The following is a 19,184-nucleotide window of genomic DNA, read 5'->3' on the forward strand; positions in this document are numbered from 1 at the left end:
TTGACCGTCATAAACGACAGCTATCCCTTGCGAAATTCTGCGAGCCTCGTTCGGAACATATCGCGAAATAGATCTGCAAACGCCTTGGTCGCTGCGGAACGATAATCGGCAGGGGGGAACACCGAATAGACCCCAGCGCGGGGTAAATCCCAGTTGGGCAACAGGCGTATTAGGCTTCCGTTTCGCAGTTCATTCAAAACATAAAAGTCGGGAAGAATTGCAAAGCCCGCACCTGCGATCGCCATGTTTTTGATCACAGGGGTAACGTCGGCGGATATGCTGGCGTTCATGGTTGTTTTGACGGGTTTTCCTGAGGGGGAGGTGAAACCCCAGTCGCACGGATTGACCAGCGCCCTATGTTCGATGAAAGGCAGACCCTGCAAGTCAGCGGGGCTGGTGGGGGTCGAATGTTCGGAAAGAAATGAAGGGGCCGCCACGATATATTGGTGAAAATCAGCAAGCTTTCGAGCGATATTTCCAGAATTTTCAAGCCACCCTGCGCGGTAAGCAATATCAAATCGTGCATCAACCGGATCAAGCTTTTGGTCGCTAATGGTTAGGTCAATTGTAACCGCAGGATAGGCCTTGCGAAAGGCGGCAATCGCCGGGCTGACCTAGTCCTCTCCGAGATCCAAAGGGGCGGTGATCCGCAAGGTGCCTGAAGGGGTATTGTGCCCTTTTTGCACGATTTGACAGGCTGATTCCGCTTGACGAACCGCTGCACAGGCGGATTGAAAGAAGTCCTCGCCTATCTCGGTCAATTTCAGGTGGCGAGAGTTCCGAATGATCAAAGTCGCGCCCAGTTCAGCCTCAAGTCGTTGCAATTGCTTGCTGACCACAGCCTTGCTGATACGCAATTTTTGCGCAGCCGCTGTAATGTTTCCGGCTTCCACAATGGCAACGAAATATTCGAGGCGGTTTAGATTGATACCATTCGTGCGGCTTTCCCGGATGCACGGATCGTGGCAACCCCATCGACGGTTGAAGGCATCAGCCAGACCATTCAGTTGAAATATGATTTCTGGGGGCCAATTCTGGGTGATAACGCACCTACAGATTTGATTGTACCCGAGGTCCTGGAAGGCCGCGATGATTGGCGTATGAACTTTGATGTGATTGAGGGGCTGAACCCGAAACGCGTCATTGCCGGGCATTCTGTTGGTGATAGCGCGGAAGACATCAGCATCGTTGAATTCACGCGCAGCTATGTCGCGGCATTTGAGGCGGCGGCTGAGGTTGCGAATTCTGAGGAATTGGTTGCAGCGATGCAGGTGGCATACCCAGATTTTGCTGTGAACAGCTCTCTTGAAATTGGGGCTGCGGTGCTGATGGGCGAGCGTTCCTGGCCGTAAACGAAAAAGACCCGGGCGCTGACCCGGGTCTGAAATACTGGAAAATCGGTGGGTTATTCCGCCGCTTTTTCTTCCGCCTTATCGGCCTTAGTAGGCTTTGGCAGATCACCTTTGATCGCGGGGCCAAGACCCATGAGCATACGGGTGATTGTGATCAATTCATCACGCATGTTTTTGCGGTGCGTCACGCGGTCCAACATGCCGTGATCCAGCAGATATTCGGAACGCTGAAAGCCTTCAGGCAGTTTTTCACGGATGGTTTGTTCAATCACGCGAACACCAGCAAAGCCGATCAAGGCGTTTGGTTCCGCGATTTGCACATCCCCCAACATCGCATAAGACGCGGTCACGCCACCGGTTGTTGGGTGGGTTAGCACAACGATGTAAGGCAGGTTTGCTTCGCGCAGCATTTCTACGGCGATTGTGGTGCGTGGCATTTGCATCAGGGATAGGATCCCTTCCTGCATGCGCGCGCCACCAGCGGCAGAGAACAGCACAAACGGGCGTTTCATCGCAACTGCACGTTCCGCACCGGCCAAAATAGCGTTGCCAACATACATGCCCATGGAACCACCCATGAACGAGAAATCCTGACAGGCGGCAACAATCGGGGTGCGCCCAATTTCGCCTTCCGCCACAAGCATCGCTTCATGTTCGCCAGTCTTTTTGCGGGCCGCTTTCATACGCTCAGGGTATTTTTGTTGATCCTTGAACTGCAACGGGTCGGTTGTGACCGCAGGCACTTCGATTTCGCCAAATACGCCGCCGTCAAACAAGGCTGTAAACCGTTCACGTGGTGTGATCGCCATATGGTGATCACATTCAGTACAAACGTTTAGATTCTCAGCCATTTCGCGGTGAAACAGCATTGTGCCGCATTCTTTACATTTAACCCAAAGATTGTCTGGCGTTTCACGGCGGGAAAACAATGAGTTAATCGTTGGGCGAACGTAGTTTGAAATCCAGTTCATAGGGTCTCTCTGTCTGATCTTGCTCTGCCCAAAGGGCGTTTGACCTGAAATACGCTGTCGCAAGGTAAATTGCAATCAACGCTTCAATATCAGTCGCACCATTAGCCAATTGCAAAGCACAAAAAGGAAGTCGGTCAGCAACATCGGGTTCTGTTCAAGCATCTCTTCGCTGGTCCAGGGCAGGTGAAACAGCGCAAATCCGCTTAGATTGTCTGGGAAGGCTGCAAAGACCAGTGGATAGAGATTGTTCACAAAATGGAAAGCAATCGCAGCACTTAACGTGCCGCTGCGTGCAACCAAATCCGCGGCACAGAGGCCAAATAGCGTGGCCCAAAGCACGGGCCAAATTGCGCCATCCCCCCAGGTGTTCGGATCATAATGCAGACACCCAAAGATCACAGAAGGCACCAGCATCCAGATGATCGGGTTGTTGAAACGCGCCGCCAACTGGCTTTGGAAATATCCCCGGAACACGATTTCTTCTGCGCTGGTTTGGATCAACACTCCAATAATGGCGATGGGCAAGATCATCAGCCAGCTTCCCGCGCTTAACAGCGGGTTTGGTTTTAGCAGGCCAAGATTCCACGGTGGAAGCAATTCAAGTGCGATCACCAATATCAACAGCGCGGCGGACACATATGGAAACATCCGTTTTTCAACGTGCCATGGTGCAAATAATGTATGCCAGCGGCGTTTGTGTAAAACTTCGACCATCAAAAATATGGGGACAGCCATGCATATGAACGTGAATAGGGTTACGCCCGTCCAGAATGGTGTCGTGATGCTTCCCAAGGCGAATGACAGCTCATCCATCGACATCTGCAATGCCCGTGCAATGCTGCTGAAAACATAAAGAATGCTGAGATAATACAACACGGTCCCCAGCATCAAACCCAAAGCCAAACGCCAGATTTGCGCATGTTTGCGGGCGGGTGCGATCAGAGGTTCATAATAGGGGTAGCGCATCATCTGTCCTTGGTTTGACTGCGATCAGTCCTTAATCGGTGGTTGATTCGTCATTGTCTTGCCTGCGACGAAACTGCATTTTATGCGCAGGATATGCAATCAAGCTTGTTCCTTGGGCAATGCAGTTGTATTCCAGTGGCAATCTCGTTTCAGGTCCCGTTTGAAGAAAGCCAGCCATGTCCAGCGTCGATAAAACCAAACTTCCCAGCCGTCACGTCACCGAAGGCCCAGCCCGCGCGCCACACCGTTCATATCTTTATGCGATGGGTCTGTCGGAAGAAGAAATTCACCAGCCGCTTGTTGGCGTTGCCACATGTTGGAACGAAGCCGCGCCTTGTAACATTGCCCTGAACCGTCAGGCGCAATCTGTAAAAGCAGGTGTGAAGAAAGCTTTTGGTACGCCGCGCGAATTCACAACCATCACCGTGACCGACGGCATCGCCATGGGTCATGAAGGTATGCGGTCTTCCTTGGCATCGCGCGAAGCGATTGCTGATACCGTCGAATTGACCATGCGCGGCCATTGTTATGACGCGATTGTTGGTCTTGCGGGCTGTGATAAATCTCTGCCTGGTATGATGATGGCGATGGTGCGTTTGAACACGCCTTCCGTCTTTATCTATGGTGGGTCTATCCTTCCGGGCCGCCACAATGGCAAAGACGTGACCGTTCAGGACGTGTTTGAAGCTGTTGGCGAACACCAGGCGGGCAATCTGTCTACCTGTGAACTTGAAAAACTGGAACAAGTTGCTTGCCCGTCTGCCGGTGCTTGTGGTGGGCAATTTACGGCCAACACAATGGCTTGTGTGTCTGAGGCCATCGGCCTTGCCCTGCCAAATTCTGCGGGTGCACCAGCGCCTTATGAAAGCCGCGACCAATACGGCGAAGCGTCTGGCCGTGCGGTTATGAACCTGATTGCAAACAACATTCGCGCTCGTGACATTGTTACGCGCGAAAGCCTGATCAATGCTGCGCGCGTTGTGGCTTGTACCGGTGGGTCCACCAATGCGGGGCTTCACTTGCCCGCGATTGCCCATGAAGCTGGCATTGATTTCTTCCTGCAAGACGTCTGCGACATCTTCCGTGAAACACCATATTTCGTTGATCTGAAACCAGGCGGCGCTTATGTGGCCAAGGACCTTTATGAAGCGGGCGGCGTTCCTGTGATCATGAAAGAACTCGACAAAGCGGGCCTTGTGAACCGCGATTGTATCACGGCAACGGGTCGTTCCATCGGCGAAGAAATCGACATGGTGACGCGCGAAGCTGACGGTAAAGTCATCTATCCAGCTGCGACCCCAATCACCAAAACTGGTGGTGTTGTGGGCCTCAAAGGCAACCTGGCCCCAGAAGGCGCGATCGTGAAAGTTGCTGGCATGGAAACACAGCATCAGATTTTCACCGGTCCAGCCCGCGTATTTGAATGCGAAGAAGAAGCGTTCGAAGCCGTACAAGGCCGCGACTATGAAGAAGGCGATGTCTTCGTGATCCGCAATGAAGGCCCCTCCGGCGGCCCAGGCATGCGCGAAATGTTGGCAACAACTGCGGCACTGTCCGGCCAAGGCATGGGCAAAAAAGTTGCTCTGATCACGGATGGCCGTTTCTCTGGCGCGACACGTGGGTTCTGTGTGGGTCACGTTGGCCCAGAAGCCGCACATGGTGGCCCAATCGCATTCATCGAGAACGGCGACGTGATCACTTTGAACGCGATTGAAGGTTCTATCGATGTTGCTTTGACGGATGAAGAATTCGCTGAACGTAAAGCCAAATGGAAAGGCCCACGCGAAACTATCTATGCGTCAGGCGCTTTGTGGAAATACGCCCAGCAAGTTGGCGCGACCTATAAAGGTGCCGTGACTCATCCTGGCGCGAAACACGAACGCCACATCTACATGGATCTCTGATGGCGTCTTGCTTTCATATTATAAAACAAAAGGCCCGGATCATTCTGGGCCTTTTGTCATTGCTTGCCTTGCCCGCATGTCTTGCCGCGCCTCTTGTTGATGAAAACCGTGAATTGGCGGATCACGGTCAGGTGTTTGACGGCGCTGTCACTATTCCTGCCCCTGATGGGTATTGTTTGGACGAAGCCACATCCAAAGCCACAGCAAATCCCCCGGTTCTTGTTTTCGCCTCGTGTCAGGCTTTGGGTCAAACCAACACCCCGCCACCGAACACACTTGCTATTGTAACAGCGACGATCATGCCTGACCCCGTACCAGTTGAACGGAACGCGCAGCCAGAATTACTGGCGTTTTTTCAGTCTCAAGGTGGGTTAAGTTTGATGTCCCGTGGTGCACGAACTGAGATCTCTATCGTGGATCATAGCCAGCAGAGCGATGATTACTTTTGGGTCTTGGCCAGGGAAGACCGGGCGCCGCGTCACTTAAGCCCGTGGATCTGGTTCGGTCTGACCGAGGTTTCCGGCCATGGCGTCACTGTTTCTGTTTATCCTGCCTCAGATCACCACGGGGATGATGATGCTGCAGGAAAATTGCTGTTCACATCTTTCCTGCAGCGCCTTGCCAAACGTTAACGATTTTCTTATCAAAGTTGGACAATAAGATGGGTTGCGAGTGCAGCGAAAAACGTCCAAATATCGTAGTTGAATGGTTTCGCTATGACGGCGATGGCGGAAACGGCTTGCTGCTTGTGAAAGTATTTATTCGAACATGTGTGATGATTTAATCAATATGAGTGTTTTGACATGAAGGCAGGCGGAAAACTTCTTCAACAGTTACGGCACCAACGCTATCTGAAGCGGTTGGGGCAGCAACTTGACCAAGCGGATAAAATACCGCTTGGGGAACTGCGCCAGCAATGCAGTCAGGCACGCCATGTTTTGCGGCCCCTGACGCGCTTTCTGCGTTTGTCAGAAGAACGTTTGGCCGATCCACTGACCCGTGATCAGAAGATCCCGGCACCTGTTGGGACGGATTGGACGTGGCGACCAAAACAATGGCGCACCCAGATGGCCGAAAAAGGGTTTGCTGGCCTCGCAAGCGAAACGCAAATCGGCGAAGATGCCACCGTATTTCACGATTGTTCCGAACGCGAACTTATCGTGAAGCAGGTTCGCAATCGCAACGCGGGGGACGGTGCACGTTTTGGGCTGCGTTTCGATGTGTTCCATTTTGCGGGCAGTTTTCTATCCCTCGCTGTCGATCTTCCGCCGGAAGCTGTTGCTGGGCTGAAAAAACGCCATCTGTTCCGCTTGGATACTTCAATTTCCGTGGAACGTGACATTGATCTTTATGCGCGATTGAACATCAAACACGGGCCGAATACCGAAAAACTGGTCAGCAAAATATCGACTGATGGGGCGGGTTCGTCTGCGGAATTCGATCTGGCTTACACGCAATTGAATGAACAACGCGTCGAGAAAATTTGGATGGATTTCATCTTTGAGAACCCTGCCCACAATCAAATCGAATTGCATGATGTGACGTTCAGCCGCCGCCCGCGGTCAGAAATTTAAGAGGTTCCCATGGCTGACTTTACGATTATTCATTCTGAAATGCATGATGGGATCTGGAACGGCGTTGTGTCCGGCCCCAAGGATGGCAATCAGCCCGACATTGAAATCAGCTGCCTCGATCGTGTGCTGGACAGTGTTTCCCTTGAAGATCAAGGTTTAGGCGTTTGGAAGTTATCTTTTCCGGTGCCCGCCGATCTGTTGTCAGACGGGGTGCAAATTCTTGTGGTCACAGAAAAATCAAGTGACACGCGGATTGGGAATTATCCGATTATATCAGGCCAATCCCTTGAAGATGATTTTCGGGTAGAGGTCGAGCTTTTGCGTGCCGAAGTCGAGCTCTTGAAGAAAACCCTGCGCAAGCATTGTTCCGAGACTTAAGGGCGAGACCTGAGGGGCGAGGCTTGAAGATCCAACGTTTTGATCATCTAGGTTAACGCGGCGTCTTGCGTGACAGTCCGGGTCTTTCTGCGCAAACTGTGCTGAAAGACAAAGGACACGCCAATGACCAGCTATCCACTTCTGCTTTCTTCGCTTGATCTCGGCTTTACGACGCTGAAAAACCGCGTGCTCATGGGGTCAATGCACACCAATTTGGAAGAACGCGGTGATTGGAACCGGGTCGCCGAATTTTATGCCGCACGTGCGCGCGGCGGGGCTGGCCTGATTGTCACGGGCGGTATGTCCCCCAATGCTGAGGGTGGTGTTTTTCCGGGTGCAGGTGGCTTGTTCACCGACAAAGATATCGAAAATCACCAGCATGTCACCGGGCGTGTCCATGCTGAAGGTGGCAAGATCGTCATGCAAATTCTGCACGCGGGGCGTTACGCCTATAGCCCAGATTGCGTCGCACCCTCTGCCATAAAATCGCCGATTTCGCCGTTCCCGCCGAAGGAGTTGGATGGTGCAGGGATAGAGAAGCAGATCGCCGACATCGTGACATCCGCCACACGTGCGCGCCAAGCTGGGTATGACGGCGTCGAGATCATGGGATCTGAAGGGTATTTCCTGAACCAGTTCCTCGTGACCCATACCAATAAGCGTGAAGACGAATGGGGGGGCAGCCCCGAAAATCGTATGCGTTTGCCGATCGAGGTCGTGAAACGGGTTCGCCAAGCGGTTGGCGATGACTTCATTCTGATCTATCGGTTGTCGATGATCGATCTGATCCCAAAGGGGCAAAATTGGGAAGAAGTCGTGACATTGGCAAAAGCGGTTGAAGCGGCCGGGGCGACAATCATCAACACGGGCATCGGCTGGCACGAAGCACGCATCCCCACCATCGCCACATCCGTGCCGCGTCGTGCGTTCTCCTGGGTCACCAAAAAATTGATGGGTGAAGTGAGCATTCCAATCATCACGTCAAACCGGATAAACACGCCTGAGGTCGGCGAAGAGGTGCTGTCCGAAGGTTGCGCTGACATGATCTCAATGGCGCGACCTTTCTTGGCAGACCCTGATTTCGTGAACAAAGCGGCCACCGGGCGATCATCCGAGATCGCGCCCTGTATTGCCTGCAATCAAGCCTGTCTTGATCATACGTTCGCCGGAAAACTGACCACCTGCCTTGTGAATCCTCAGGCTTGCCATGAAACTGAATTTGATGCCAGCCCGGCAGAAAGCCCGAAGAAAATTGCGGTTGTCGGTGCGGGGCCTGCGGGGCTTTCGGCGGCGTTGACAGCTGCGGGTCGCGGGCATTGGTTACGCTTTTTGATCGTTCTGATCGCCTTGGCGGGCAATTGAATATGGCGAAACAGGTCCCGGGCAAGGAGGAATTCCACGGTCTGGTGGCGTGGTATGAAACGATGGTTGAAAAATCTTCTATTGACTTGCGCCTGAATACGGAGGTCAGCGAAGGGGATCTGCTGGCCACAGATGAAGTGATCATTGCCACGGGTGTGACGCCGCGCGATCCACAAATTCCCGGTCAGGATGGGCCCAATGTCGTGACCTATATCGATGTTCTGCGTCATGGTGCGCCAATCGGCGATAAGGTTGCCGTGATTGGGGCCGGGGGCATTGGATTTGATGTTTCCGAATTCTTGGTTACGCAAGACAGCCCGACCGAAGACCTTGAGGCTTGGAAAGCCGAGTGGGGCGTTGGGGATCCATCCGAAACCCGAGGAGGGCTGCGACCGGATGGTGCACAACCTGAGGCCCCAACGCGGGCGGTCACCTTGTTGCAGCGCAAGGCAGAAAAGCCGGGTCGCCGACTTGGGAAAACCACCGGTTGGATTCATCGCGCGACGTTGCAGATGAAGAATGTCCAAATGGTTTCGGGCGTTAACTATGAACGCATTGATGCACAGGGGGTTCATGTCTCAGATGGGGCCAACCGTGAAAATCTGCGCTTGATCGAAGCAGACGCGATTGTGCTATGCGCGGGCCAGGTCCCAGAACGGGGTCTCGCTGACAAACTAGAAGCGCAAGGCATTGCATGTCATGTCATCGGAGGGGCTGACGTGGCCGCAGAGCTTGATGCCAAACGCGCAATCGCTCAAGGTTTTGAGATCGCAATTAAGCTTTAGCCCCCAAGATAACCCCGGCCAATAGTGGAAACTGTTAACATAATACCACGTTATTGTCCGCCCACTGACCCATTGTCGCCCAAATTCGGTGCTGAACTATCTTAACAGGTTTTATTGGGGGTGCATATGGATCGACTGACGGAAATGGAGGCCTTCGTTGCGGTCGTCGAACAGGGCGGTTTCACAGACGCAGCCCGCAAGATGGACGTCTCTAAATCTGCGGTGTCGAAACATATCTCGTCGTTGGAAACCCGGTTAGGGGCGCGCCTATTGCGACGGACAACACGCCGGGTCACTCCGACCGAAGTTGGGCTGGCCTATTATGATCGCGCCCGCAACGTCCTGAATGACGCCAGCGAGGCCTACCTTTTGGTGTCGGCTTTGCAATCTCCCCCGTCTGGGCATTTGAAAATCTCGGTTGCCACTGATTTTGGCAGGCGGCAACTTGCGCCTGTGATCGATGAGTTCTTGCACAGGTTTCCAGATATTGACGTAAGCATGACGTACGAAAATCGTTACGTTGACCTTATGGGCGAGACCATCGATGTCGCCATTCGCACGGGTGGCGTGGTGGACAGCAGTTTGCGTTCGCGTAGGCTTGCCGAGGCGACAATGTCCATGGTTGCATCGCCGTGCTATTTTGAAAAATTTGGACAGCCAAAGAAGATCGACGATCTAAACACGCATAGACTTCTTCATTCTTCCAGCATTTCTGCCGCGGTCTGGAACGTGCGGGCGACAACAGGCGAGATGCGCCAAATCCGCGCCACAGGTCGGCTGTCGGTTAATGATGGGCAATCCTTGCTCAGCGCGGCCATTTCCGGTCTGGGGATCGCCTATTTGCCAAGTTTTCTCTATGGGGATGCTCTGAAAAAAGGGGTGGTTCAAAAGGCAATGCCGGATGGGGCTTTCGATGATTTGGGCATTTATGCCGTATGCGCGCCAAGCCGATTTACCGAACCCAAAGTGCGCGCCTTCATGGATTTCATGACCGAAGCTTTCATTGGCAAAGGGCCTGACCATTGGTGAAAAGGCGCGCGGTGGGGATCATTCGACGGACATAAGCATAACCTCCACGCGCCGATTTGCTTCGCGACCAGCGGTGGTTAAGTTGCTAGCACGCGGTGCTAAATACCCTGCCCCTTCAGCGGATACTTGTGACGACGACACGTTGAATTTCGAAATCAAATGTTCCCTGACTGATTGGGCGCGCCGTTTGGAAAGACTAGTGTTTCCGGGCAGGCCCCCAACTGCATCTGTGTGACCAACCAAGGTCACTTGCCGATCAGGATTGCCGTTCAAATATTGTGCCAATGCCGCAAGCGCCGACATGCCGGATTCTGTCAACCCGGCACCGCCACTTTGAAAGGTTAACCCTTCTAGTACAGCATGCCCGTGGCCTTCCAACGCCTGCCCAAGTTCGGACGAAGCCAAGGGGGTGGGGATCGGTTGGGTAACAGATCCAGCGGGTGTGGTTGTAACCGTTTTGGCAGCATCGCCCAGTTGATTGATCTGCACAAAACCCGTGCTATCGGTACGGCTGACAAATATGGTCACGGCATTGCTTGCGCCTGTTGCCGTGACCTGTTGAGCGGATAGAAACCTAAAATCGCTCAGATTCACATGCATATCAGGTTCTGAAAATACGTCAGCGGAAAATCTGAAGTCAAAGCCACCACAACCGTCTGTCTCGCATTCAAATGTGATCTCAAACCCGGCATCCATCAGCTGTTGGCGCAATGGATCTAGCAATTGCAAACTGGTCAACTCAGAAGCTGGAAGCCTCCAAGCTTGCTTGGCCACGGCACCTTGTAGATCAATACTGGACATCTCGCCATCGCGCCAAGGAGTGGTGATTAAAGCAAAACTTGTGTGATCGGATGTTTCACTCGCACTTATCTGGGCGGGCAAGGGGAATTCGGGCGTGAAAGCGCTGACTGCGGTCGACATAGCCGCCAGCGCGATCCCGAAAATGGCAAGCTTTGCTGTCATCTATGGCTCGCGTGGTAGTCATCATTGGGGCGCATTTTGGTGCCCGATGCAATGCGATTGGTCATATTGTAGAACCCTGCAACGGACGCGATATCCCAGATATCCCGATCACTGAAACCCACATCCCTTAGCTTCTGGCGGTCGCTTTCAACCACTTCGGCGCTGGTTTTGGTGAGTTTTTCAGAAAACTCAAGCATCGCCCATTGCCGTTCAGGCAAATCCAAGACGCGCCAATTCATGACAAGCGCCTCGCCCAGTTGCGGATCACCAGAAAGTTCGCGCACAGCAGCACCATGGGCGACAAGGCAGTAATGGCATTTGTTGATGGAAGACACGCAAACCGCGATCATCTCACGTTCCAGCTTGGTCAGGCCAGAATCCGCCAGCATCATGTCATTATACAGCGCAGCAAAGGCGTTTAGTTTATCAATATCAAACGCATAGGCCTGCAAAACATTCGGCACCATCCCCAACTTTTCCTGGCAAATGTTGAAATATTTTGCGGTCGCTTCGGGTAGTGGGTCGACCATGGGCAGATCAAGGGCGGTTACGGGTTTATCTGTCATCTATCTGATCTCACGCTTGTTTTACTCGATAATGGTACTGTCCCACAGAACACATGTTCATGGAAGAATAGAGCGCATTTGCCCCCTCGTTATCCTGCGTCACAATCACAGAGAAATATTTTGCCCCGTGATGTTTTGCCCAGGTTGCCGCCTTGCGCATCGCATTTTGTGCAGACCCGTTCCGACGCTGGGAGGGTGTGATTTCAAGGGCGTGCAACATGGCGATATCGTTGTGAACGCCGACATAAGCAACGCCAGCTGGGCGGTCATTCGTGCGTGCGAAAATGCTTGTTTTCGGCTCACACCCCCGGCGCATTACATCGATGCGCGCGGCATCAATCCCGCCCGCAAGCCACAGTTCTTCCATGATGCCAACAGGCGGCCAAACGGTAAAGGCGGACATGCGCGGCGCATCATCGCCGGCAATTTCACCAATGGGTGCGACCCAAAGCGTCACCGGGTCTTTCACCATATAGCTGCGTTCCGCCAGCGCTTGGTCCAGCGCGCCCTCACCTTCGCGGATCATGAAAAGCGGCGTCTGCCCCAAGGCCTTCATTTTGTTCTCAGCCACTGCGATGTCGGGCACCTCGCCCGCATTTACAGCCGTGGTTGCGGAAACGCGCTGGCCACCACCCACGCCATCACGGATGACCCAACCTGCGTTCTGTTCGCGGGAAGCCGGGGGCCATGTCGCCTCGCAGACATCATAAAGTTGGAATACATCAGGCGCGCTCATAACAGGTTCTCCGAAAATTTGTTCCGCAACACATCCATCACAGCCTTTGCCGCCTGCGCATCCGTTCCCCGGATCACGATATTGGTGCCGTAACGGCCTTCATGATGGAACGGGTATGACCCGATAGACAGGGCGGGATTGGCCTTTGCCAATGCGCCTAAGGGGGCTGCAATATCGCCTTCACCGACCAAAAACCGTTGGCTTTCCGACAAAAGGGGCGCACCGCCGGTTAGTCCGGGCATCACACTTTCGACCATGGCACGAAACACCGATGGAACCCCTGCCATGACGTAGCAATTTTCCACCTGAAAGCCCGGCGCAATCGACACCGGATTATCAATCAGAACCCCATGTTCTGGGATGCGCGCCATGCGCAAACGTGCTTCGTTCAACTCAGACCCTTGCCGTTCATAATGCGCCGCCAGCAGGGCGCGGGCATCATCGCGCACGTCAATGTTTTGGCCAAAGGCCTCGGCCACGCAATCGGCCGTAATATCATCATGGGTCGGGCCAATGCCGCCAGAGGTAAACACATGATCAAAGCTGGCCGACAGCGTGCGAATTGCAGCAATAATCGCAGGGGCATCGTCGGACACAACGCGCACTTCCTTTAAATCAACGCCCTTTTGCGTCAGCACCTGCGCCAGATGATGCATATTCGCATCGCGCGTGCGCCCGGAAAGGATCTCATCACCAATAACAAGCATTGCAGCCGAAGGATTTGTCATGTTCTGTTCCTCAAAGATCTTACCCCGGTATAGGCCCGCATTATGGAATTTCAAACCCCGCTTGTCCCCGCCAGGCTCATTCGTCGCTACAAGCGCTTCCTTGCTGATATGCGTTTGCCCGATGGGCAGGAAATTACCGCCCATTGTGCGAACCCTGGGTCCATGATGGGCCTGAAGGATGAGGGGCAGTTGTGTTGGCTGGAACCCAATGACGACCCAAAGAAAAAGCTGAATTATGGCTGGCGTCTGGTGGATCACGAAAACGGGCATTTCACCGGGGTTGATACCAGCTTGCCGAACCGTGCGCTAAAAGCGGCCTTCATGGCGCGCGATGTGCCGGAGGTCGCGGATTACGCAGGCGTGAAGCCCGAGGTGAAATATGGCGAAAATTCCCGCGTGGATTTCCTGCTGACCGATGAGGGCAAACCCGATCTTTGGCTTGAGGTGAAATCCGTCACCCTGTGTCGTACCCCCGGTCTTGCAGAATTTCCCGACAGTGTGACAGCGCGCGGCACCAAACACCTGAATGATTTGGCAGATCAAGCGCGCAAGGGCGACCGCGCCATGTTGTTTTACCTGGTACAGCGCACGGATTGCACGTCGGTTACATTGGCGGATGACATTGACCCGACCTACGCGCAAGCCTTCAGAGAGGCGCGCAAAGCGGGATTGGAAGTGTTGGCCTACACGTGCAAAATCTCGCCTGAAGGCATTACAGTGCATGCGCCCGTGCCCTTTAGCTTCGATTAAGCTTTTACATTTCTGATGGCTGCAGTATTTAGGCCCCGAATTGATCCATAGTTGAATTGGAGAGACCTGTGAACGACATGCACCTGCGCGAAACCAAAGAAGGTATCCGGATTTATGATCCGGCAGATTTTGACGGCATGCGCAAAGCGGGGCGCTTGGCGGCGGAAATCTTGGACGCGGTTGGCCCATTGGTCAAAGCCGGTGCCACGACCCATGCGTTGGATGCGGCCGTTGAGAAAATGGTTGACGACGCCGGTGCGCTGTCCGCCACCATCGGCTATAAAGGCTATAAGCATGCGTCCTGCATTTCGGTGAATCATGTGGTGTGTCACGGCATACCGGGCAGCGAAATTCCGAAAAGCAAATATGAAAAGGTGGCGCGTAAGAATGACATCCTAAAGGATGGCGACATTCTGAACGTTGATGTCACTGTGATTGTGGATGGCTGGTTTGGCGACACATCCCGCATGTATACCGTTGGCCCACAAAAGAAATTCGCGGAACGCTTGGTGCAGGTCACTCATGACAGCCTGATGGAAGGCATCAATACCGTAAAGCCGGGCAACACGTTTGGCGATATTGGCTATGCCATCCAGAAATACGCCGAAGCCCGCAAAATGGCTGTTGTGCGTGACTTCTGCGGTCATGGGATTGGGCGTGTGTTTCACTCGCCGCCCAATGTTTTGCACTATGGTCGGGCTGGTTCTGGTGCGACGCTAGAAGAAGGCATGATCTTCACGATTGAACCCATGCTGAATCTTGGACGCCCGGAAACCAAAGTTCTTTCTGATGATTGGACTGCGATCACCGTCGACAAGACCCTATCCGCACAGTTCGAACATTCGATCGCGGTGACATCTGACGGCTTTGAGATCTTCACGCAATCCCCCAAAGATATCTATTTTCCGTCGTAAGGCGTTGATTTAATTTAGAGGATCGCCCTGTTGAACCGGGCGATCTATCTGTGGGCGTGATCAGTCGAACGTGCCCGCGACACGCCCCAACAGCATAAAGGCACGCGCGGTGCGTGTATCGGAAAACGTCATGATGTCATCGTCACTGGCGTTTTTCACGAACTCAACGAAGCTGAGATCAAACTGGCGGATGAAGTGATGGGCCGCATCGCGGAACACCGGGTCTTCGCGCATGCGCCCTGCTGTCAGTGTCAGCGATGATCTGTCCCGCACGCCGCCCAAACGGGAAATAGAGTCACCCCGTTCGCCAGCCGCAAAGCTGCGCCAGTAAGTGGCGGGTACTTTTTCTTGGCGCAGGTCATCCATATAGATGCCTTCTTGGCTGAGCAGCGTTAGAATATCTTGGCTAGCTTGGACAAGGCGCGCGCTGCGTCGGTCGTGAAGCGCATGGCGCAGAGCCGCGAAACCTTCGTGATCGTCGACGTTTTCAGGAAAATTCAGCGCACGTGTGAAATCAGAAACCGAAATTGGCAGTTCAAGTGCCTCTGCCGGGGTGCCCAATTCAAGCGCGCGTTGACCTTCGCTGTTTGCGGGTGGCTGTGGGGCAGGGGCCTGCGCGACCGCGGGCATCGCGCCGGTGTCCGTCAGATGCGATGCAGTGAAGCGCGCCAAAGTGTATTCAGTTTCTTTTTGGGCCGCCGCGATTTGATCCAATTTCTGTTCCATGGTTGGCCCGTTGCCGGTGCCACCATGTTGGACTTGGGCGATATAGGTTTGCCGCATTCCATCTATCGCCGTTTGTAAACGGGCTGACTCGGCTTTCATGATCCGGGCTGATCTTGCGGCAACGGCACCGATCCAAATCACAGCGATAGGCAAGAAGATTGCCAACACCGTCATGATGAATTCCATACCACTGCTTTGCTGTTCACCTTCGCCCGTGTCGGTGAAAACATAGAACACCACGACAAAGCCCAGCCATAACATTGTAAGCGCAACGGCAATCAATTCAGTCGCGGACACGCCCCCTTGCCCGGGTGTGCTATAGACGCCCAAGTTTACGGGTGCTGCGGTTTTGGGCGCGCGGCTGGTCTTGGTCACGGGCTTTTTGACGGGGGTTGCAGGTCTTTCAACCGTTGTCCCCGTTGCTGGCTTTACACCACTTGCGTCCGGCTTTTGCACTGATTTTTGCGTCGGCTTTGGGTCAGCCGAAGTCGTATCGTTCACTGATGATGCAGACGGAATATTGTCTTCGGGCATAAAAGCACTTTCGAACGGTGAAAGACGTTACTTATAAAGGATGGTCAAAACTTCATAATCCCGCTGACCGCCGGGGGTGCGCACTTCGACGCTGTCGCCCTCGTCTTTGCCGATCAGGGCGCGGGCCAATGGGGATTTGATGTTCAACATTCCATTTTCAATATCGGCTTCGGGCTCACCTACAATTTGATAGGTTTTTTCTTCATCCGTATCCTCGTCGACAATCGTGACGGTTGCGCCAAATTTGATGGCGCCGGACAGGCTGGTGGGGTCAATGACTTCGGCCAAAGAAATAATGGCTTCGATTTCTTTGATACGGCCTTCGATGAAACTTTGTTTCTCGCGGGCAGAATGATATTCCGCGTTTTCAGACAGATCGCCATGCTCGCGCGCTTCGGCGATAGCCCGGATAACAGAGGGGCGCTCAACGGTTTTGAGGTTTCTCAACTCTTGCTCAAGTGCGGTGTGCCCACCGCGGGTCATCGGTATCTTTTCCATGGTCGCCCTGTTATATTTTCTATCTTAGGTTGATTATCGGCTTTTCCAAGGGAAAAAAGCAACTGAAGTGTTTAACCTGACGCAGGGAGGCAAAGTCAAGACCCGCAGTTTTGTGTCACGCGGTTCTCGGCGAAAATGTTCCGGGGTTTGGCGCTTCCTTACCTCACCTATGTATAAACTGCGGCCAAATTGACGGTGTGGGCGCATTTTACGGCGCGTTTGAATTGACGACAGGTCTGCAAAGCGGATAGGGCTTTTCGAGAAACAAAATTGCGCAGCCGTAAGCGACGTGGAGATGGGTACAATGGCCGATATTGAACGCGAGTCGATGGAATATGATGTAGTGATCGTAGGTGCGGGGCCCGCTGGTCTTTCTGCTGCGATCCGTCTGAAGCAACTTGATGCGGACTTGGACGTTGTTGTTTTGGAAAAAGGCTCCGAAGTGGGCGCCCATATTCTATCAGGTGCCGTGCTTGACCCCTGCGCCTTGAACGAATTGATGCCGGACTGGAAAGGAAAAGGCGCGCCGCTGAACACGCTTGTGAAGGAAGATAACTTCCTGATCTTGGGTGAAGCTGGCAAAGCCCGCATTCCAAATTTCCCTATGCCACCTTTGATGAACAACCACGGAAACTATATCGTTTCTATGGGCAATGTTTGTCGTTGGATGGCGGAACAAGCCGAAGAACTTGGCGTTGAAATCTTCCCTGGCATGGCCTGTTCCGAACTGGTGTTTGGTGACAGTGGCGAGGTCAAAGGCGTGGTGGCCGGTGTGTTCGGTCTGGAAGCGGATGGATCCTACGGTGAAGGCACCGAACCTGGCATGGAACTCTATGGCAAATACGTATTCCTATCCGAAGGTGTGCGCGGTTCCTTGTCTAAGGAAGTGATCAACAAATACGACCTTGCCAAAGATGTCGACGTTCAAAAATACGGCCTTGGTATGAAAGAGATCTGGGAAATCGATCCTGCGAAACATTCTGAAGGGACCGTGACCCACACAATGGGCTGGCCTCTGGGTTCTAACGCGGGCGGTGGTTCCTTCATCTATCACCTTGAGAATAATCAAGTTTATGTCGGTTTCGTGGTCCATCTGAACTACAAGAACCCACATCTCTTCCCTTACATGGAATTCCAACGCTTCAAACATCACCCGGAAATTGCAAAGCTGCTGGAAGGCGGCAAACGCGTCGCTTACGGCGCACGTGCGATCACTGAGGGCGGTTGGCAGTCTCTGCCGAAAACCTGTTTCCCAGGCGGCGCGCTTTTGGGCTGTTCCGCAGGCATGGTCAACGTGCCGCGCATCAAGGGCAACCACAATGCGATGTATTCCGGTATGCACGCAGCCGAAGCGGCATTCGCAGCGATCAAAGACGGCCGTTCCGGTGACGAACTTCAGTCTTATGACGATATGGTCCGCAACGGCCCAATCGCCGCTGATCTGAAACCTGTGCGCAACGTGAAAGCCATTTGGTCGAAGTTTGGCCTTGTTGCATCCTTGATGCTGGGCGGCTTTGATATGTGGGTTGCGAACCTCACAGGTTGGAATCCGCTAGGCACTTGGAAGCACGGGAAAAACGATGCCCAAGCAACCGAAGCAGCTGACAAACACGCGCCGATTGATTACCCAAAACCCGATGGCAAGCTCAGCTTTGATCGCCTGACCAACGTCAGCTTCTCCATGACCAACCATGAAGAAAGCCAACCGGCACATCTGAAACTGACCGATGCCAGTATTCCGATGTCCGTGAACATGCCGAAATTCGCAGAACCTGCGCAGCGCTACTGCCCTGCGGGTGTTTATGAAGTCGTCGACAATGATTTTGTCATCAACTTCCAGAACTGTGTGCATTGCAAAACATGTGATATTAAGGATCCCTCCGAGAACATCACTTGGACCACGCCACAAGGCGGTGACGGGCCAAATTACCCGAACATGTAATTCGGTACAGTTATGATATTGCGGGCTGCCTTCGGGCGGCCCGTTTTCGTTTTTGGTTGATGCAGGCGATGTTTCGCGGCAAAGCTCTGCCAAACTCATATCAAAGGACATGAACATGATTGAACGTATTGAAACTGGGGTGCGCTCCTCCAAGATCGTGAAACACAATGGCGTGGCTTACATCACAGGCCAGGTTGGCGAAGGTGCAACCATCCAGGAACAAACCGAAGAATGCCTGCGTCGCGTCGATGCGCTGCTGATCCAGGCTGGTTCGTCCCGCGAAAAAATGTTGCGCTGCACAATCTGGCTTGCAGATATGTCCGATTTCGCGGGCCTGAACGAGGTGTGGAACGCTTGGGTTCCCGAAGGCCATTCCCCAGCACGCGCCTGTGGCGAAGCGAAACTTGCCCGCCCAGAACTGAAAGTCGAATTCATCGTTGACGCCGCTTACGATTAATAAGCGTCAATATCCTTGTTCCGGGCCGCCCTTTTGGTGGCCCGTTTCA

General features: G+C 53.5%; 20 protein-coding genes and 1 pseudogene. 11 read left to right on the forward strand and 10 right to left on the reverse strand.

The window, feature by feature from the left end; all coding sequences use genetic code 11:
* Nucleotides 1–20 precede the first annotated feature (20 nt).
* Nucleotides 21–602 (reverse strand): substrate binding domain-containing protein, encoded by a 582-nt coding sequence (locus tag RJ38_RS18560; RefSeq protein ID WP_082005742.1) that lies wholly within the window; start codon nt 600–602, stop codon nt 21–23.
* Nucleotides 603–614: 12 nt separating this feature from the next.
* On the reverse strand, nt 615–893 hold the full coding sequence (locus tag RJ38_RS19520) for a LysR family transcriptional regulator (RefSeq protein WP_052245392.1): 279 nt from the start codon (nt 891–893) through the stop codon (nt 615–617).
* Nucleotides 894–962: 69 nt separating this feature from the next.
* On the opposite strand from RJ38_RS19520, the gene RJ38_RS19080 reads away from it, so the two are divergent.
* Entirely contained in the window at nt 963–1,352 is a 390-nt protein-coding gene (locus RJ38_RS19080) for an MBL fold metallo-hydrolase (RefSeq protein WP_052245393.1), read from the forward strand.
* A 53-nt stretch (nt 1,353–1,405) separates the two neighbouring features.
* Here RJ38_RS19080 and accD read toward each other — a convergent pair whose 3' ends face one another.
* Entirely contained in the window at nt 1,406–2,323 is a 918-nt protein-coding gene (gene accD / locus RJ38_RS13360; RefSeq protein WP_039019370.1) for an acetyl-CoA carboxylase, carboxyltransferase subunit beta, read from the reverse strand.
* 75 nt (nt 2,324–2,398) lie between these two features.
* Nucleotides 2,399–3,289 (reverse strand): CPBP family intramembrane glutamic endopeptidase, encoded by an 891-nt coding sequence (locus RJ38_RS13365; RefSeq protein ID WP_052245394.1) that lies wholly within the window; start codon nt 3,287–3,289, stop codon nt 2,399–2,401.
* A 176-nt stretch (nt 3,290–3,465) separates the two neighbouring features.
* Between RJ38_RS13365 and ilvD the strand changes: the two genes are divergently transcribed.
* The 6 genes and pseudogenes from ilvD to RJ38_RS13395 all read left to right on the forward strand — a co-directional run bounded on the left by ilvD (nt 3,466) and on the right by RJ38_RS13395 (nt 10,321).
* Nucleotides 3,466–5,193 (forward strand): dihydroxy-acid dehydratase, encoded by a 1,728-nt coding sequence (gene ilvD, locus RJ38_RS13370; protein ID WP_039019372.1) that lies wholly within the window; start codon nt 3,466–3,468, stop codon nt 5,191–5,193.
* Entirely contained in the window at nt 5,193–5,825 is a 633-nt protein-coding gene (locus tag RJ38_RS13375) for a hypothetical protein (protein ID WP_039019373.1), read from the forward strand. Before ilvD ends, RJ38_RS13375 begins: the two co-directional genes overlap by 1 nt.
* Nucleotides 5,826–5,996: 171 nt before the next feature.
* Nucleotides 5,997–6,767: a DUF6478 family protein gene (locus RJ38_RS13380; protein WP_039019374.1), complete on the forward strand. Its 771-nt coding sequence runs from the start codon at nt 5,997–5,999 to the stop codon at nt 6,765–6,767.
* A 9-nt stretch (nt 6,768–6,776) separates the two neighbouring features.
* Entirely contained in the window at nt 6,777–7,145 is a 369-nt protein-coding gene (locus RJ38_RS13385; protein ID WP_039019375.1) for a hypothetical protein, read from the forward strand.
* Nucleotides 7,146–7,268: 123 nt separating this feature from the next.
* Nucleotides 7,269–9,292, forward strand: a pseudogene (locus RJ38_RS13390) (FAD-dependent oxidoreductase).
* Nucleotides 9,293–9,418: 126 nt separating this feature from the next.
* Nucleotides 9,419–10,321, forward strand: a complete 903-nt coding sequence (locus RJ38_RS13395; protein WP_039019376.1) for a LysR family transcriptional regulator — start codon at nt 9,419–9,421, stop codon at nt 10,319–10,321.
* A gap of 18 nt (nt 10,322–10,339) precedes the next feature.
* Here the strand turns inward: RJ38_RS13395 and RJ38_RS13400 are convergent, their stop codons facing one another.
* The 4 genes from RJ38_RS13400 to RJ38_RS13415 are packed head-to-tail and all read right to left on the reverse strand — an operon-like array spanning nt 10,340 to nt 13,314.
* Nucleotides 10,340–11,284 carry an OmpA family protein gene (locus tag RJ38_RS13400; RefSeq protein WP_039019377.1) on the reverse strand — a complete coding sequence of 315 codons (945 nt, stop codon included), beginning with the start codon at nt 11,282–11,284 and terminating at the stop codon, nt 10,340–10,342.
* Entirely contained in the window at nt 11,281–11,850 is a 570-nt protein-coding gene (locus RJ38_RS13405) for a peroxidase-related enzyme (protein WP_039019378.1), read from the reverse strand. Before RJ38_RS13405 ends, RJ38_RS13400 begins: the two co-directional genes overlap by 4 nt.
* 10 nt (nt 11,851–11,860) lie before the next feature.
* A complete protein-coding gene (locus tag RJ38_RS13410) occupies nt 11,861–12,586 on the reverse strand; it encodes a GNAT family N-acetyltransferase (RefSeq protein WP_039019379.1) in 726 nt (241 codons plus the stop codon).
* Complete coding sequence (locus RJ38_RS13415) at nt 12,583–13,314, reverse strand: competence/damage-inducible protein A (RefSeq protein WP_039019380.1); 732 nt, start codon at nt 13,312–13,314, stop codon at nt 12,583–12,585. The genes RJ38_RS13410 and RJ38_RS13415 overlap by 4 nt, the downstream gene beginning before the upstream one ends.
* 42 nt (nt 13,315–13,356) lie before the next feature.
* On the opposite strand from RJ38_RS13415, the gene sfsA reads away from it, so the two are divergent.
* Nucleotides 13,357–14,064, forward strand: a complete 708-nt coding sequence (gene sfsA / locus RJ38_RS13420; RefSeq protein WP_039019381.1) for a DNA/RNA nuclease SfsA — start codon at nt 13,357–13,359, stop codon at nt 14,062–14,064.
* A 77-nt stretch (nt 14,065–14,141) separates the two neighbouring features.
* Nucleotides 14,142–14,978, forward strand: a complete 837-nt coding sequence (gene map / locus RJ38_RS13425; protein WP_082005754.1) for a type I methionyl aminopeptidase — start codon at nt 14,142–14,144, stop codon at nt 14,976–14,978.
* Nucleotides 14,979–15,038: 60 nt separating this feature from the next.
* On the opposite strand, the gene RJ38_RS13430 is transcribed toward map, so the two are convergent.
* Together RJ38_RS13430 and greA are read right to left on the reverse strand one after the other, a co-directional pair.
* Complete coding sequence (locus RJ38_RS13430) at nt 15,039–16,238, reverse strand: hypothetical protein (protein ID WP_238321708.1); 1,200 nt, start codon at nt 16,236–16,238, stop codon at nt 15,039–15,041.
* A gap of 27 nt (nt 16,239–16,265) precedes the next feature.
* Nucleotides 16,266–16,736, reverse strand: coding sequence for a transcription elongation factor GreA (gene greA / locus RJ38_RS13435; RefSeq protein ID WP_039019383.1), 471 nt, complete (start codon nt 16,734–16,736; stop codon nt 16,266–16,268).
* A 304-nt stretch (nt 16,737–17,040) separates the two neighbouring features.
* On the opposite strand from greA, the gene RJ38_RS13440 reads away from it, so the two are divergent.
* Nucleotides 17,041–18,678 (forward strand): electron transfer flavoprotein-ubiquinone oxidoreductase, encoded by a 1,638-nt coding sequence (locus tag RJ38_RS13440; RefSeq protein WP_039019384.1) that lies wholly within the window; start codon nt 17,041–17,043, stop codon nt 18,676–18,678.
* A gap of 115 nt (nt 18,679–18,793) precedes the next feature.
* Nucleotides 18,794–19,135, forward strand: coding sequence for a RidA family protein (locus RJ38_RS13445; RefSeq protein ID WP_082005744.1), 342 nt, complete (start codon nt 18,794–18,796; stop codon nt 19,133–19,135).
* Nucleotides 19,136–19,184: the final 49 nt, after the last annotated feature.

It is taken from the genome of Halocynthiibacter namhaensis (genome assembly GCF_000812685.1).
Classification (GTDB): Bacteria; Pseudomonadota; Alphaproteobacteria; order Rhodobacterales; family Rhodobacteraceae; genus Halocynthiibacter; species Halocynthiibacter namhaensis.